This window comes from Streptomyces sp. NPDC051364 (assembly GCF_040682115.1).
Lineage (GTDB): Bacteria > Actinomycetota > Actinomycetes > Streptomycetales > Streptomycetaceae > Streptomyces.
Genome location: NZ_JBFBAH010000020.1, coordinates 17156 through 32543, shown reverse-complemented (window position 1 = coordinate 32543; position 15388 = coordinate 17156). Strand labels below are relative to the sequence as shown.

Genomic DNA, 15388 nt, shown 5'->3' with positions numbered 1-15388 from the left:
GAATTGAGGGGGTAGCCCGTGTCCGCCACGCGGGCTCCGGTCAGCCACACGCGCGAGCCGTGCGCAGAAGGGGGCCTGCCGATGCCATCGGACCGGCTGGGGGGCGCGGTGGATCCCGGCCCGATTCGGTCCGAACCGGGGTCCTTGCTGGAACACGTGGTCGTGGCCGTCTTCGGCATCGACGACGAGGACCGGATCTGCTACTGGGGCCCCGGCGCGCGGAGCCTCTTCGGCCACGAGGCCCGGTCGGTGCTGTCGCGGCCCGCGGCGGTCCTCTTCCCCGAGCCGGCCCCCGGCGAAGGCCCCGGTGGGGCCGCACACCTCGCGGAGCGCGCCCGCGCCCTCGGCTACTGGCGCGTACGGCTGCCCGCACTGCACCGGGACGGCACGGTGTTCGACTGCGGCTTCCGGGTCTTCCCGATGACCGGCTCCACGGGTCACTCCGTGGTCATGGGGCTGGCGAGCCGGGGCGACGAGCTGGACCGGGTGAAGACGAACCTGTCCTTCCTCGACTCCCTCTTCGAGACCTGCCCGATCGGCCTGGTCATGCTGGACGAGGAGCTGCGCTACGTCCACCTCAACCAGGCACTCGCCGACATGGACGGGGTCCCGCTCGAGGAGCACCTGGGCCGCCGGATGACGGACATCATGATCACCTCGGACGGCGGGGAGTACCAGCGCATGCTGCGGTCCGTGGCCCAGGAGGGCCGGACCGTGATCGGCACCCTCGTCGGGCTGCGCACACCGGGCCATCCCGACCGCGACCAGGTGCGCTCGGTCAGCTTCTTCCCGCTCACCGGCGCGGGCGACACCCGGCGCGGGGTGGGCGGACTGCTGCTGGACGTCACCGACCGCGAGCAGGCCATCCTGGAGGCTACGGCCGCCCGGCAGCGCCTGGCCCTGCTCGACCGGGCGACGACGGGCATCGGCACCACCCTGGACCTGAACACCACCGCGCGCGAGCTGGTCGACGCGGTGGTCCCGGACTTCTGCGACGCCTGCGTCGTCGAACTCGTGGAGTGGATGGACGAGACCGAGGCGTTCGACCCGGCGCTGCCGGTGGCCACCCGCCGGATCGCCTCCGGCACCACCCTGCCCGAGCCCGCCGTCGAACTCGTGGGCGGCCTGGAGGAGGTCACGTACCCGCCGGGCTCCAACACCCACCAGATGCTGAGCACGGGCCGTCCGCTCTGCTTCACGGTCGACGAGGAGTTCGCCACCCGGACCGTCGTCCACCAGCAGCGCGCGCAACTGCTGCTGGACAGCGGGCTGACCTGCATCCTCATGGCACCGCTCATCGCCCGCGGCACGGTGCAGGGCATCGCCATGTTCGGCCGCTCCGCCGCCCGCCCGGCCTTCGCCGAGGAGGACCTCGGCCTCGCAGGCGAACTGGCCTCCCGGGCCGCGCTGTGCCTGGACAACGCCCGGCTGTACGGCAGGGTCCAGGACATCGCCCTCACCCTCCAGCGGGCCCTGCTGCCCAGCGCCCCCGCAGGCGGCCCGTACGTGGACATCAGCCACCGCTACCTGCCCGGCAGCCGCGTCACCGAGGTCGGCGGCGACTGGTACGACGCGATCGCCCTGTCCGGCGACCGGGTCGCCCTCGTCGTCGGCGACGTGATGGGACACGGCGTGCCCGCCGCCGCGGCCATGGGCCGGCTGCGGATCACCGCGAAGACGCTCGCCCGGCACACCGCGGAGCCCGCGGCCCTGCTCGAAGAACTCGACGTCTGCGCCCAGGAGGCCGGCATCGAGTGGGCGACCTGCCTGTACCTCCTCTACGACCCGCACACCGGCCGCGCCCGCATCGCCAACGCCGGCCACCCCCCACCCCTGGTACGCCACCGGGACGGGACGGTGCACACCATCGGCGAGGTGCTCGGGGTGCCGCTCGGGGTGGGCGGCGTACCGTACCGGGCGGTCGAGATCGAGCTCCCGGAGGGCGCCACCGTGGCCCTGTACACCGACGGGCTCGTCGAGGCCCGCGGCCAGGACATCGACACCGGCATGGACGCGCTGCGCGAGCAGCTGCGTGCGCCCCTGGGCTCGCTGGAGGAGGCGGCCGACCGCATCCTCGCGAACCTGCTGCCCGACGCGGCGACCGACGACACGGTCCTCGTCCTGGCCCGGGTCAGCGCGGCTCCCGGCGGCTCACCGGCGGGGTGACGGCCCGCTCCGTGCCGGGCAGGGGGTGTCGGGTGCGCGCCGGGCCGGGGCGGGCCGCGGGAACCGGATCACCGCTGGCGGCGTCGTCGTACCGTGCGACGTCGTGCGAGGGCCACGATGCGGGGGATGCCGAGCCGATCGGGAGCAGGACGCGTGGGGAAGCAGTGGTCATGGCAGTGGCCGTGGCGTCGGCAGGGGTCGTGGCGCGGGCGGGGGCGGGTGATCGCCGGGCTCGCGGTCCTCGTCGCCTGCCTGCTGGTCTTCCACGGCGCGGTGCCCGATGCGGCGGGCCGTCCCGGCAGCCTGCTGGAGACGTTCCTCCCCTGGCTCGGCCTGGCCGTCCCGGTCCTGCCGGCCCTCGCGCTGCTGCGCCGCTCGGCCGTGGCCGCCTGCGCGGCGCTGCTGCCCGCAGCCGCCTGGCTCGGCCTCTTCGGCGCCTTCCTGCTCCCCGGCGACGACCGGGCCCCCGACCTCCTCGCGGTCCAGCACAACGTCAGCGACGAGAACCCCGATCCGGCGGGCACCGCGCGCGCCCTGGCCGGGACCCGGGCCGATCTCATCGCCCTGGAGGAGCTGACGCCCGCCGCCGCGCCGGCGTTCGAGGCGGTGCTCGCGCCGGAGTATCCGTACCACGCGGTGGAGGGCACGGTCGGACTCTGGTCGAAGCACCCGCTGGCGCAGGTGCGGCCGGTGGACATCCGCCCGACAGGTGTGGGGGAGGGCTGGAACCGCGGACTGCGGGCCACCGCCCGTACGCCGAACGGCGAAGTCGCCGTGTACGTGGCGCACCTGCCCTCGGTGCGCCTCGGCCCGACGCACGGGTTCGGCTCCGTACGACGGGACGAGAGCGCCGCACTGCTCGGCGCCGCGATCGCCGCGGAGCGGACGGACCCGCTGATCCTCCTCGGGGACCTCAACAGCACGGTGGACGACCGCGGGCTGGATCCGGTCGTCGCACAGCTGGACCCGCCCAGCCGGGACTTCGCGTTCAGCTGGCCCGCAGCGCTGCCGTTGGCCCGGATCGACCAGGTCATGACCCGCGCGGCGACCGTCACCCGGATCCGGGCGCTGCCCGCGACGGGAAGCGACCATCTGCCCGTCGCGGCCCACATCAAGTGGCACGGCTCCGGGCCCGACTCCGACCCGCGTCAGTGATCGGCTGCGGCGCGCTCGTGGACGAGGTCCGCGAAGCGCCGTAGCCCGTGCTCGCTGTGGGCCATGAAGAGGTTGGGTTCCACGAGCTCCAGCTCCATCAGGACCGGCGTGCCGTCGTCCGCCGTCGCGATGTCGACCCGCGCGAACAGCAGGGCCTCCGTACCGGGAACGGCCGCCAGCGCCGCCCCGGCCAGGGCCAGTTCGGCCGCGGACGGCCGGTGCGGCACCAGATTCGGATGCGGCACGCGCTCGTTGTCGACGACCCCGACATCGGTCAGCACCGGGCCCTTGCGCATCGCGTGGCTGAAGACGCCGCCGAGGAAGACGAGTGCCCGTTCCCCCTCGTCGATCCGGGACAGGTACGGCTGCACCATCGCGGTGGATCCGGCGGCGTGCAGCGCCGCGACGTGCCCGGCCGCCAGATCGTGATGGTGCTCCGCGTACCGCGCGGTGTCGCGCGAGCCGGCCGAGACGGACGGCTTGACGACGAACTGGCCGTGCTCGGGCAGCGTCAGGGCCTCGCCGGGTGCGATGAACCGGGTCGGCACCACGGGCACGCCGTGGCCGGCGAGCTCCCCGAGGTACCGCTTGTCGGTGTTCCATCGCACGAGCCCGGCCGGATTGTCGAGCCGCGTCGCACCCTGCACCGCGTCCGCCCAGGCCAGGTACTCCGGGCACCGCTCGGCGTAGTCCCAGGTGGACCTGATGACCACGGCGGCGCACTGCGACCAGTCGAAGCCCTCGGCGTCCCAGGGCGCCGCCACGGCGTCGACCCCGCGGGCGCGCAGCGCGTCGAGCATCAGCGGCAGGTCGGCGTCGAAGGCCAGTCCCATGGCCGAGGTGGCCAGCGCCACTCGCGTGGTGGCGGTCATCGCAGACTCCTCGTCCCGTCGGCCGCTCCGCCCGGGGTTTCGATGCGGTGCAGGACGCCCCGCTCGTCCCGGACGTAGACGCGGTCGCGGTTCTTGGCCAGCTTCCGCTCCACCTCGGACTCCAGGTCGATGCCGTTCATCTCGGCGAGCGCCGCGACGTACAGGACCACGTCCGCGAGCTCTTCCCCGAAGTCGGGCAGTTTCTTGCGCCAGGCGGTGAACGCCTCCCCAACCTCGGCCGTCAGCAGCCCGAACTCCAATGCCACGTCAGTGGTGTTGAAGCCCTTCGCGAGCTTGTTGTCCCAGGCGTGCTGCTGGGCCGAGCGGATGTCCACCGGTTCCTCCGGGCGTGCGTACGGGAGTTGGCTGCCCGGCGAGCCTAGCGAGTGGGCGTCCCCTCGGCCGGGGCCGGGGCCGGGGCCGGGGCCGGAGCCGGGGCCAGGCCGTCGGCCACCAGCCCGGCGAGCACCGCCTCGCCCAGGGCGTGCACCGCGGACCGGGGCCTCACCATCACGGTGAACTCCTTGATCCGGCCGTCGTCGGCGTAGTGCAGCAGGTCGATGCCGTGGATCGCCTTGCCGTTCACCGTCGCGCGGAAGAGCAGGACCTCCGACGGGGACACCGTGCCGTCCACGCTCGTCTCGGCGGCGCCGGTGTACTGCCCGACGTAGCGGAAGTCCTCGAAGGTGCGCAGCAGCACCCCGAAGAGCCCCAGCACCATCGGCCGGCCCTCGAACGGCGTGAACTTCACGGGGCTGTAGAGGCGGACGTCCTCGGTGAACAGGGCCTCCAGGGCGCCGGTGTCACTGCTCTCGACGGCGGCGCGGAAGCGGTCTGCTGCGGTCACGGCTTCTCCCTGATGCTCGGCATGCTCGGCTACATCTACTCATCAATGTGATTAGTCAGTTTCTTGAGTATCATGCGGAGGGTGTCCATGGACAGAGGCCACAGCGGAAACAGGGGCGAGAAGGAGGCGATCCGATGGCTTTGCGCCACGCCGTACTGGCGGCGCTGCTGGACGAGGAGCTGAGCGGGTACCAACTGGCCAAGGCATTCGACCTCGGTGTGGCCAACTTCTGGCATGCGCTCCCGCAGCAGCTCTACGCCGAGCTGACCCGGCTGGAGAAGGACGGGCTGATCACGGGCCGGGAAGTGGTCCAGGACACCCGGCCCAACAAGCGTCTGTTCACCGTCACCGGCGCCGGCCTCGCCGAGCTGGAGCAGTTCACCGCCTCCGCCGCCAAGCCCTCCTCCATCCGCGACGACCTGGTCGTCAAGGTCCAGGCCGCCGACCACGTCGACACCGCGACGCTCGTCGCGCAGCTCACCGAGCGCGCCGCCTTCGCCCAGGCCAAGGTCGACCTGTTCACGGGTCTACTGCGCACGATGCGCGGCGACCGCACCGAGGAGGACTTCCTGCGGTACGGCGACCGCGTCGGCCCCTATCTGACCTGCCTGCGCGGCCTCGCCTTCGAGCGGGGCAACCGCGACTGGTGCGCGCGTACGATCGCGGTCCTGCGAGAGCGGGAGGCGGCACGTGCCGGGCGCTGAGCACCAGTACCTGCGCTACGTCGCCCTGGGCGACAGCCAGACCGAGGGCGTCGGCGACGGCGACGACACGACAGGGCTGCGCGGGCTGGCCGACCGCCTCGCCGAGCACCTCGCGCTGCACGGTCCCGGCCTGCGGTACGCCAACCTCGCCGTCCGCGGCCGCCTCGCCGGGCAGGTCCGCGCCGAACAGCTCGCACCGGCCCTCGCCCTGCGCCCGGACCTGGCCACCGTGGTCGCCGGGGTCAACGACATACTGCGGCCGCGGTTCGACGCCGACGAGGTCGCCGGCCACCTGGAGGCGATGTTCGGCGCGCTCACCGCCCAGGGCGCCCGCGTCGCCACGCTGACCTTCCCGGACCTCGCACGGATCACCCCGCTCGCCCGCCCGCTCGCCCCGCGGGTCAGCGCCCTCTACGACCGGATTCGCGGGGCCGCCGGCCGCCACGGTGTGGTGGTCGTCGAGACGGGACACCATCCCGTGGTCACCGACCCCCGCCTGTGGAGCGCCGACCGGCTGCATGCCGGCCCGCTCGGGCATCAGCGGATCGCCGCCTCGCTCGCCCACGCCCTCGGCCTGCCGGGCAGCGACGACTCCTGGACGCACCCGCTGCCCCCGGCCCGGGCGGCCTCGCCCACGGTTCTCGCCGAACTGCGCTGGGCCGCCGCGTTCCTGGGGCCCTGGCTGGGCCGACGCCTGCGCGGCCGCTCCTCCGGGGACGCCCGTACGGCCAAGCGCCCGGACCTCCTCCCGGTGGAGCCGGCGACCGGCCTGGCGTAGGGGGTTACGGAGTGGGGGCGGCTGCCGCCGCGAGGCGGTGGCGCAGCATCTTGCGCGCGTACAGCAGGTGCACGATCGCCTCGAAGCCGAGGACGCCCACCACCCCGGCCTGCACGGTCCCGGGAGACCCGTTCCAGGACGAGCGTGGTCCGCCGGCCCGGTGGGCCGGCTCCGCGGGGTCAGTTCTCGATGACCATGCCTACCACCCCGTGATGGCTCGACAGCGCCGCCTCGACCGCGGCTTCGGCGTGGATCCGCGCGGTGGGGAAGACCGGTACGGGGCTGTCCTCGGCGCCGATGAGCAGCTCGATCTCGGTGCAGCCCAGGATGATCCCCTGGGCGCCGTCGGCCACGAGGTCCTTGATGACCTGCTGGTAGGCGGCCCGCGACTCCTCGTGGACGAGGCCCAGGCACAGCTCCTCGTAGATCACCCGGTGCACGAGCGCACGCCCGTCGGCATCCGGGACGCACACCTCGAGTCCGCCCGCCGCGAGTCGGCCACGGTAGAAGTCCTGCTCCATCGTGAACGCGGTCCCCAGCAGGCCGACCCGGGTCAGGCCCGCCGCCTTCACGGCGTCGGCGGTGGCATCGGCGAGGTGCAGCAGGGGCACCGAGATGCCGGCCTGGACGCGGTCGGCGACCTTGTGCATGGTGTTGGTGCAGATGAGCACGAGGTCCGCCCCGGCGGCTTCCAGCCGCCGGGCCGCTGCCGCCAGCACCTCGCCGGCCTCCGCCCACCGTCCCTCGGCCTGCAGTTGCTCGATCTCCGCGAAGTCCACCGAGTACAGCACGCAGCGGGCCGAGTGCAGCCCCCCGAGCCGGTCGCGGGTGAGCTCGTTCAACAGCCGGTAGTACTCGGCCGTCGATTCCCAGCTCATTCCCCCGAGCAGTCCGATCGTCTTCATGGCGGCACCCCTGAGCAGCTCGGGCGGCCCGCTCCGGCTGCGGCGCCGCCTTATCCATAAGTGAACACCGTAGCAGTCCTGTTCATCCATAAGGATTGCTTTGGGTGGCTGTGCGGGGAGGGTTCGAGCCGGCGCCGCGCTGCGGGGGTGGTGGCGGGGTGTCGGCATCGGGGCGTGGGAATCGTGACCCCCGGCGGACTGCACATCCACCACGCCGTCGCCGTGGGCGCGGGCCCGGTACCCGGCCGGCAGCCGCAAGGTGCAGCGGGGGCGGGTCCGGGAGGAACGCGAGGGCCGACAGCGCCGCCTGCGCGTCCGCGTCTACGACGCGATCGCCGGAAAGCCGTCGCAGCCGTAGCGCCGGGGCGGTTGGCTCCGGGGAGGTTCGCTCCGCGGCGGTTCGCGCCCTGGCGCGCCGGATGCCTCCGCCGCCGGCGCGTGGACCTCCCATCGGTCCGGCGCCGGCGGCGGAAGCGTGGTGTTCGGCGGTGATCACCCCCACTGTCAGGACTCGGCGGAGCCTTCCCGCATGACGTTTTGGAAGGCCGTCATACACGGACCGCAGTGGTGGTCCGTTTCGGCGTTGCCGCCCGGCTGGAGGGGGCGGCCGCAGAGGGTGGCCCGGCGGTCACGGGCGACGACGTGCCATACGAGGCCAGGCCCTGTGGCCGCCTCACCGACCTGCATTTCATACATGAGAGTGCTCCATGTGGTGGACAGCTCTTGTGTCCACCAAAGCAGTGCACGGCGCCGGAAGCCTGACGGGTGAGCCGTCCGGGTGACATGCGGCCGCCCGTCGCGCCGGGGCGCCCCCACCCGGCACAGGCAGCGTCCCTCAAAACGAAAAAATACCCCGGGACCAATTGGCGGTCGGGGTATTCGTCTGCGTATATTTGATGTTTCACGCCCTGATGAAGGCAGTGCGTGAAGAAGCTTTACGAGGACATCGTATCGGGTCGGGAGTGGAATTGTCAACCGTGGAATTCCGTAATGAGCAGCAATTCATCGACGAGCTCTATGCGCGCCTCGACGACCTGCGTGACCAGGCCGAACATGCCGTCGAGCGGGCACTGGCCGCGACGGGGAGCGGGCTTCAGGCGCGCCTGGAGCGGGATGTTCTCGTCGCCGAGCAGTCCGGTCTGCTTTCCGCGCTGAACGCGGGCGAGAATGGTCTGTGTTTCGGCCGGCTCGAGTTCTCCGACGGAGAGGACCACCACATCGGCCGTATCGGAATCAGGCAGGACGACGCGGACCGCACGCCCCTCGTCCTCGACTGGCGGGCCGAGGTCCGCGCCCGTTCTACCTCGCCACCGGGCACTTCCCCATGGGCCTGCGCCGGCGCCGCCACATCACCACCCGCGGACGGGAGGTCACGGCCCTCCACGACGAGATCCTCGACCTCGCCGACACCGAGCGCACGGGCCACGAGGGGGCCGACGCGGACGCCGTCCTGCTCGCCGCACTCGACGCCGCCCGCACGGGCCGCATGCACGACATCGTGCAGACCATCCAGGCCGAGCAGGACCACATCATCCGCTCGCCCCACCACGGGGTACTCGTGGTGGAGGGCGGCCCGGGAACCGGTAAGACGGCCGTCGCCCTGCACCGGGCCGCCTACCTCCTCTACGAGCACCGGGAGCTGCTCGCCAAGCGCGGCGTGCTGATCGTCGGCCCCAACCCGGCATTCCTCGGCTACATCGGCGAGGTGCTCCCCGCCCTCGGCGAGACCGGCGTCCTGCTCTCCACCCTCGGCGAGCTGTTCCCCGGCGTCCGGGCGACCGGAACCGACCGGCCCGGCGCCGCCGCCGTGAAGGGCCGCGCGCAGATGGCCGAGGTCCTCGCGCGCGTCGTACGCGACCGGCAGGCGCTGCCGGAGACCGTACCCGCGGGCAGCGGCGAGGACAGCGCGGTGCTCCCGGAACCGGCCGTGGAGATCGCCCACGACGACTACGGAACCCTGCTGCTGGACCGGACCATGGCGCACGAGGCCAGGGACCGGGCGCGCGCCACCGGGCTGCCCCACAACCTGGCCCGCCCGTACTTCGCGTTCCGCGTCATCGACGCCCTCACGGAGCAGCTCGCCGACCGGCTCGGCGCGGATCCGTACGGCGGCCCCAACCTGCTGGGACCCGACGACATCGCACAGCTCGGCAAGGAGATCGCCACCAGCGCCGAGGTGCACGCCGCGATCGACAGCCTCTGGCCGCCCCTCACGCCCCGGCAGCTGATCGCCGACTTCCTCGCCGATCCCACCCATCTCCCCTCCCACCAAGCCGAGTTGATCCGGCGCACGACGGACGCCTGGACACCCGCCGACATCCCGCTGCTCGACGAGGCCGCCGAGCTCCTCGGCGCCGACGACAGTGCACAGCGCGCCGCCGAGGAGCGGGAGCGGCAGGAGCGCATCGCGTACGCCCAGGGCGTCCTGGACCTGTCGCAGGGCTCCGAGTCGTACGAATTCGAGGACATGGAGAACGAGTTCCTCGCCGCGCACGACATCATCGACGCCGAGCGGATGGCGGAGCGGCACGAGGAGGCCGACCACCGCAGCGCGGCCGAGCGGGCCGCCGCCGACCGCACCTGGGCCTTCGGGCACGTCATCGTGGACGAGGCGCAGGAACTGTCCGAGATGGCCTGGCGGTTGCTGATGCGGCGCTGCCCCACCCGTTCCATGACGCTGGTGGGCGACCCGGCCCAGACCGGTGACGAGGCCGGCTGCGGATCGTGGAAGCGGATCCTGGACCCGTACGTCGGGGACCGCTTCGAGCTGGTGCGCCTCGGCGTCAACTACCGTACGCCCGCCGAGATCATGGACCTCGCGGCCGCCGTGCTCCGGGCCCGCCACCCCGGATTCGAGCCGCCGAGCTCGGTGCGCTCCACGGGGCAGCGGCCCTGGGTACGGGCGACGGACGACCTCGCCCGCACGGTCGCGGAAGCGGTGCGCGCCGGCGCACCGGCCGAGGGCCGGGGCGGCCGGCTGGCGGTGATCGCGCCGCGCCTGCTGCACGAGGCCCTCGCCGCCGAGCTGCCCGGCGTACGGGCGGGGGAGGAGCCGGATCTCACCCGTACGGTCGTCCTGCTGGACCCGCGCCAGGCCAAGGGGCTGGAGTTCGACTCGGTGATCGTCGTGGAGCCCGCGGACCACGAGCCGAGCGACCTCTACGTCGCCCTGACCCGGGCCACCCAGACCCTCGGCGTGGTCCACACGGGCCGGCTGCCGGAGGGGCTGGCCGAGCAGCCGTAGCCGCGGGCGCGGGCGGGGTGCCTCAGACCGTGGCGGGCTCGAGGTGTTCCAGTCGCTCCAGTCGCTCCAGGCGGGCGCGGCTCTCCTCGTCGACCGGCACCATCGTCACCAGCCGCGGGCCCGCCGCCGGCCCGAGCCACAGATTGGTGTGCTCCAGGTGCAGCAGACCGACGTGCGCATTGCGGATGTACTTCGTCCTGCCGCCCTGGCTCACCACCTCGTGCCGGGCCCACACCTCCCGGAACTCCGCCGACTCCGCCTCCAGCCGCGCCAGCAGGGCCTTCCAGGCCGGCTCGGCGAGGTGCTCCGCCATGGCCGCCCGGAACTTGGCGGCGATGATGCGGTTCACCTCGCCGACGTCGACGAGGGACGCCCGCCAGTCCGCGTTGGTGAACGCGAGCCAGAGGCAGTTGCGGTCCTCGGGCGGCAGTGCGTCCAGGTCGCACAGCAGCCGTCCGTACGTGGCGTTGTACGCGAGGATGTCGTACCGGCTGTTCTGGATGCAGGCCGGGATCGGTCCGAGCCGGTCGAGCATCGCCCGCAGCGCCGGGGTCACGCTCGGGCACGGCGCGTGCGGGGCCGGATCGAGGCTGCCGGCCAGCGCGAACAGATGCGTACGTTCACTGGAGTCCAGCAGCAGGGCGCGCGCCAGCGCGTCCAGGACCTGCGGGGAGACCTGGATCTCGCGGGCCTGCTCCAGCCAGGTGTACCAGGTGACACCGACGGCGGAGAGCTGGGCGACCTCCTCGCGACGCAGCCCCGGGGTGCGCCGGCGGCGGCCGCGCGGCAGCCCCACCTGCTCGGGGGTGATCCGCTCCCGGCGGCTGCGCAGGAATTCGGCCAGCTCGTGCCGGCGTACGTCGCTCTCCGGGGCCACAGTGGTCATGGAACCAGGGTGCCGCACTGCTCATCCCGTTGCCAGGTAGTCCTTGTACCAGGATAAGGAGACTCTGGTACCAGGCTGAGCGCAAGACGATCATTTCCGGTGTGAGCGAAGCAACCGTACGCACCACCCGCCCCTCCCCGTCCGCCCCGACGGGCCGCCCGGCCTCCGGTCCGGCCCCTGGGCCCGCCCCCGCGGCGATCGGCCCGCTCGGGCTGTTCACCGTGCTGCTGGGCGCGGCCCTGCCCCTGATCGACTTCTTCATCGTCAACGTGGCGCTGCCCGCCATCGACAGCGACCTTGCGGCCGGCCCCGCCACGCTGGAACTGATCGTCGGCGGCTACGGCGTCGCGTACGCCGTTCTCCTCGTCCTCGGCGGCCGCCTCGGCGACATGGCCGGACGGCGCCGGCTCTTCCTGATCGGCATGGCCTCCTTCGGCGTCACCTCGCTCGCCTGCGGCATCGCACCCACGGCCTGGACCCTGGTGGCTGCGCGCGTGGCACAGGGCGCGGCGGCCGCGCTGATGCTGCCGCAGGTGCTGGCCACCATCCAGGCCACCACGCAGGGCCCCCGCCGGGCGCGGGCGATGAGCCTGTACGGGGCCACCGCCGGGCTGTCCATGGTCGCGGGGCAGATCCTGGGCGGTGTCCTGGTCGCCGCCGACGTCGCAGGCTCCGGCTGGCGCTCGGTGTTCCTGGTCAACGTGCCGGTGGTGATCCTCGGGCTGGTGCTCGCCGTCCGGGCCGTTCCGGAGACCCGCTCGGACCGCCCGGCCTCGGTCGACGTCCCGGGGACGCTGCTGCTCGCCCTGTCCCTGGTGTCCCTGCTGCTGCCGCTGACCGAGGGCCGGGCCGCCGGCTGGCCGCTGTGGACGTGGGTGTCGCTCGCGGTCTTCCCGTTCGCCGCCACGGCCTTCTACCTGACCGAGCGCCGCGCCGACCGGCTCGGACGCACCCCGCTCGTGCCGCCGAGCCTGCTGCGCCTGCAGTCGCTGCGGCGGGGGCTGGTCCTGGTCGTGCCGTTCTCGATCGGCTTCAGCGGATTCATGTTCGTCATCGCGGTGGTGCTGCAACAGGGCCTGCGCATGGGGCCGGTGGCGGCGGGGCTCGCGCTCGTCCCGATGGCGGTGGCCTTCTTCGCGGCCTCCCTCGCCGGGCCGCGGCTGGTCGGCCGGTTCGGCAGCCGGGTCGTCACCGCGGGCGGCGTCCTCCAGGCCGTCGGCGTCGTCCTGATCCTCCTCGCGTTCCTGCGCGGCTGGCCGGACCTCGGGCCGGCCTCGCTCGCCCCGGGCGTGGCCGTCGCCGGCCTCGGCCAGGGGCTCCAACTGCCCGTGCTGATGCGGCTGATGCTCTCGGACGTACCGGCCGACCGGGCCGGCGTGGGCGGCGGGGTCATGATCACCACCCAGCAGTCCGCGCTCGCCCTCGGCGTCGCGACCCTGGGCAGCCTCTTCCTGGCACTCGCCCCGACGATCGGCATGCGGGACGCACTCGCCGTCACACTGCTGGTGCAGCTCGGCATGATCGCCCTGACGGTGCTGCTGAGCCTGCGCCTGCCGCGGGTCGTGCGGTGACCCGCGGGCCGCGGCCCGGTCGGCAGGGGCGGATCAGCCGGTGACGGAGCGGGCGAGGCGGAAGCCCACGTCGTCCACCTGGAACGTCGGATGGCTGCGCCGGCGGGCGGAGGCCCGGCAGCTCCAGTGCTCGTCGAACCAGCCGCCGCCGCGCAGCACCCGGTAACTGCCGTAGACCTCGGCGTCGTAGACGTCCCAGCACCAGTCCCAGACGTTGCCGAGCATGTCGTACAGGCCCCACGGGTTGGGCTGTTTGCCGCCCACGCCGTGGATGCGCTCGTCCGAGTTGCCGCGGTACCAGGCGATGTCGTCGAGCGCTCCGTACCGGGGCCCGCTCGTACCGGCCCGGCAGGCGTGCTCCCACTCGGCCTCGGTCGGCAGCCGGTACCCGTCGGCGGAGGTGTCCCAGTCGATGCCGTCGCCGTCGCTGTCGACTTCGGCGTCGAGGCGGTACGCCGGGGCCAGCCCGTCGCGCTCGGACAGGGTGTTGCAGAACCGCACCGCGTCCCACCAGGACACGCCCTCGACGGGCAGCCGGTCCCCGTGGGCGCTGCCCGGCCGCAGGCCGGTGACCTCGGCGTACAGCGCCTGCGTGACCGGGACGGCCGCCAGCTCGTAGGCCGCGAGCTCGACTGACCAGCTGCGCCGGGTCCGCCCGTCCGACAGCGTCACCTGCCCGGGCGGAATGGCCGTCAACTCGTGTCCTGCACCACCGGTGTTCATGGGCAGGTGATCTTACCGGCCGTCGCCCGGCGTCGAGCCCCACGCCGAGGCGGGCTGTCACGGGAGGCGTCCGCTCCCGTACAGTCCGTGATGCCCAAGCTCGTCAGGGACGCAGGACCAGCGGTCGAACAGGAGAAGACCCGTGGCCACCGAAGCCGGTTTCGGCCCCCGCCCGTACGCCTCCCGCACGGGTCGGCCGGTCCCCGAGCTGGATTCCGGCCTCGTGGAGCGGTGGCGCTCCGACCGGGGCGAACTGGTCGATCTGCTGACGGTGGTGCGCGAACGGCTCGGCGGCGTCGCCGCGTTCCGCCTCGGGCCGAACCCCACCGTCCTGGTCACCGACCCCCAAGCAGTCCAGCACGTGCTGGCCCTGCACCCGGACCGGTACGTCAAGCGCTCCCACCGTGCCCGCCTGCTGATCGGCGACGGCGTACTCGCCGCCACCGGCGAAGCCTGGAAGAGCCAACGGCGCCTCTTGCAGTCCCAGTTCACCGGCACCGGCATGCGCCGCTACGAGCAGCGCATCACGGATGCCGCCCGGGTCACCGCCGAGCGCTGGGCCGGGTACGCCCGGACAGGGCAGCCGCTCGACGTCGGCCGGGAGATGCGTAGCTTCGCCCTGGACACCATCTGGCGCTCCCTCACCGGACACCCCCTCGACGCCGCCACCGCGCACGAACTGAACTCCGTGGGCGCCGTGGTGGCCGCCCTGCCGACGCTGCCGGCCGACGCCGGCGACGCGCGGGACGCCGTCGCCGCCGACCTCGCCAGGATCGACGCCGTCGCGCACCACGCCATCGAAGCCGCCCGCGGCGGCGACGCCGGGCCCGACGGCCCGGGCCTCCTGCACATCCTGCTCGGTGCGGCGGCCGAGCGCCCCGAGTACACCGACCGCCTGATCCGCGACGAGCTGATCACGCTGCTCGTCGCCGGCCATGAGACCACCGCCACCACCCTGACCTGGCTCTACCTGCTTCTCGACCGCCACCCCGCGGCTCGCGAACAGGCCCTCGCCGCAGGCGCCCCGGGCTCGGCGGAACGCCGCCGCGCCGTCCAGGCCCTGGTCCACGAGACGCTCCGGCTGTACCCGTCCGCCTGGATCCTGCCCCGGTACGCCACCGAGGCCGACACCCTGGGCGGCTACGCCGTCGAAGCGGGCTCCGACGTGGTGGTCTGCCCGTACCTCACGCACCGCGACCCCGAACTGTGGCCGGACCCCGAGCACTTCGACCCCCGGCGCTTCACCGCGCCCGGCGGCCGGCCCACTCACCCGGGCTCGTACCTCCCCTTCGGCATCGGCCCCCGCGCCTGCCTCGGCCTGCAGTTCGCCCTCCGCGAGTCGACCGTCCTCCTCGAGTACCTGCTGCCCGCCCACACCCCGACCTTCCACTCCGTCCCCACCAAGGCCGCGTACAGCATCACCGTCCGCCCGGACGGGCCCACCCTGGCCACCCTCACCTCCCGGTAGGGGGCAGGAGCCCGTTTCCGCCCCGTACAGCTCTGGCGTGAAGCAATGAATCGGTGCTTCAATCCTTCC

The 15388-nt window shown here is 73.2% G+C and carries 12 protein-coding genes and 1 pseudogene; 7 read left to right on the top strand and 6 right to left on the bottom strand.

The window, feature by feature from the left end:
- Positions 1-144 precede the first annotated feature (144 nt).
- Entirely contained in the window at positions 145-2166 is a 2022-nt protein-coding gene (locus tag AB0M76_RS30790) for a SpoIIE family protein phosphatase (protein ID WP_365956009.1), read from the top strand.
- Between the two features lie 153 nt (positions 2167-2319).
- Positions 2320-3321: an endonuclease/exonuclease/phosphatase family protein gene (locus AB0M76_RS30785; protein WP_365956008.1), complete on the top strand. Its 1002-nt coding sequence runs from the start codon at positions 2320-2322 to the stop codon at positions 3319-3321.
- Here AB0M76_RS30785 and AB0M76_RS30780 read toward each other — a convergent pair.
- The 3 genes from AB0M76_RS30780 to AB0M76_RS30770 are packed head-to-tail and all read right to left on the bottom strand — an operon-like array spanning position 3315 to position 5040.
- Positions 3315-4193 (bottom strand): hypothetical protein, encoded by an 879-nt coding sequence (locus tag AB0M76_RS30780; protein WP_365956007.1) that lies wholly within the window; start codon positions 4191-4193, stop codon positions 3315-3317. The genes AB0M76_RS30785 and AB0M76_RS30780 overlap by 7 nt on opposite strands.
- Positions 4190-4528 (bottom strand): MazG-like family protein, encoded by a 339-nt coding sequence (locus AB0M76_RS30775; RefSeq protein ID WP_365956006.1) that lies wholly within the window; start codon positions 4526-4528, stop codon positions 4190-4192. The genes AB0M76_RS30780 and AB0M76_RS30775 overlap by 4 nt, the downstream gene beginning before the upstream one ends.
- 44 nt (positions 4529-4572) lie before the next feature.
- Entirely contained in the window at positions 4573-5040 is a 468-nt protein-coding gene (locus AB0M76_RS30770; RefSeq protein ID WP_365956005.1) for a nuclear transport factor 2 family protein, read from the bottom strand.
- A 134-nt stretch (positions 5041-5174) separates the two neighbouring features.
- On the opposite strand from AB0M76_RS30770, the gene AB0M76_RS30765 reads away from it, so the two are divergent.
- Together AB0M76_RS30765 and AB0M76_RS30760 are read left to right on the top strand one after the other, a co-directional pair.
- Positions 5175-5744 carry a PadR family transcriptional regulator gene (locus AB0M76_RS30765; RefSeq protein ID WP_365956003.1) on the top strand — a complete coding sequence of 190 codons (570 nt, stop codon included), beginning with the start codon at positions 5175-5177 and terminating at the stop codon, positions 5742-5744.
- Positions 5731-6522: an SGNH/GDSL hydrolase family protein gene (locus AB0M76_RS30760; protein ID WP_365956002.1), complete on the top strand. Its 792-nt coding sequence runs from the start codon at positions 5731-5733 to the stop codon at positions 6520-6522. The genes AB0M76_RS30765 and AB0M76_RS30760 overlap by 14 nt, the downstream gene beginning before the upstream one ends.
- A gap of 179 nt (positions 6523-6701) precedes the next feature.
- Here AB0M76_RS30760 and AB0M76_RS30755 read toward each other — a convergent pair whose 3' ends face one another.
- Positions 6702-7427, bottom strand: coding sequence for an aspartate/glutamate racemase family protein (locus tag AB0M76_RS30755; protein WP_365956001.1), 726 nt, complete (start codon positions 7425-7427; stop codon positions 6702-6704).
- A gap of 968 nt (positions 7428-8395) precedes the next feature.
- On the opposite strand from AB0M76_RS30755, the pseudogene AB0M76_RS30750 reads away from it, so the two are divergent.
- Positions 8396-10671, top strand: a pseudogene (locus tag AB0M76_RS30750) (ATP-binding domain-containing protein).
- 22 nt (positions 10672-10693) lie between these two features.
- Here the strand turns inward: AB0M76_RS30750 and AB0M76_RS30745 are convergent.
- Positions 10694-11557 carry a helix-turn-helix domain-containing protein gene (locus tag AB0M76_RS30745; protein ID WP_365956000.1) on the bottom strand — a complete coding sequence of 288 codons (864 nt, stop codon included), beginning with the start codon at positions 11555-11557 and terminating at the stop codon, positions 10694-10696.
- Between the two features lie 197 nt (positions 11558-11754).
- Between AB0M76_RS30745 and AB0M76_RS30740 the strand changes: the two genes are divergently transcribed.
- The gene (locus tag AB0M76_RS30740; RefSeq protein ID WP_365956075.1) at positions 11755-13128 is read left to right on the top strand and encodes an MFS transporter; all 1374 of its coding nucleotides are present in this window, start codon (positions 11755-11757) and stop codon (positions 13126-13128) included.
- Between the two features lie 33 nt (positions 13129-13161).
- Here AB0M76_RS30740 and AB0M76_RS30735 read toward each other — a convergent pair whose 3' ends face one another.
- Entirely contained in the window at positions 13162-13851 is a 690-nt protein-coding gene (locus AB0M76_RS30735; protein WP_365955999.1) for an SUMF1/EgtB/PvdO family nonheme iron enzyme, read from the bottom strand.
- A gap of 142 nt (positions 13852-13993) precedes the next feature.
- On the opposite strand from AB0M76_RS30735, the gene AB0M76_RS30730 reads away from it, so the two are divergent.
- On the top strand, positions 13994-15319 hold the full coding sequence (locus tag AB0M76_RS30730; protein WP_365955998.1) for a cytochrome P450: 1326 nt from the start codon (positions 13994-13996) through the stop codon (positions 15317-15319).
- The last annotated feature ends 69 nt before the right edge of the window (positions 15320-15388 follow it).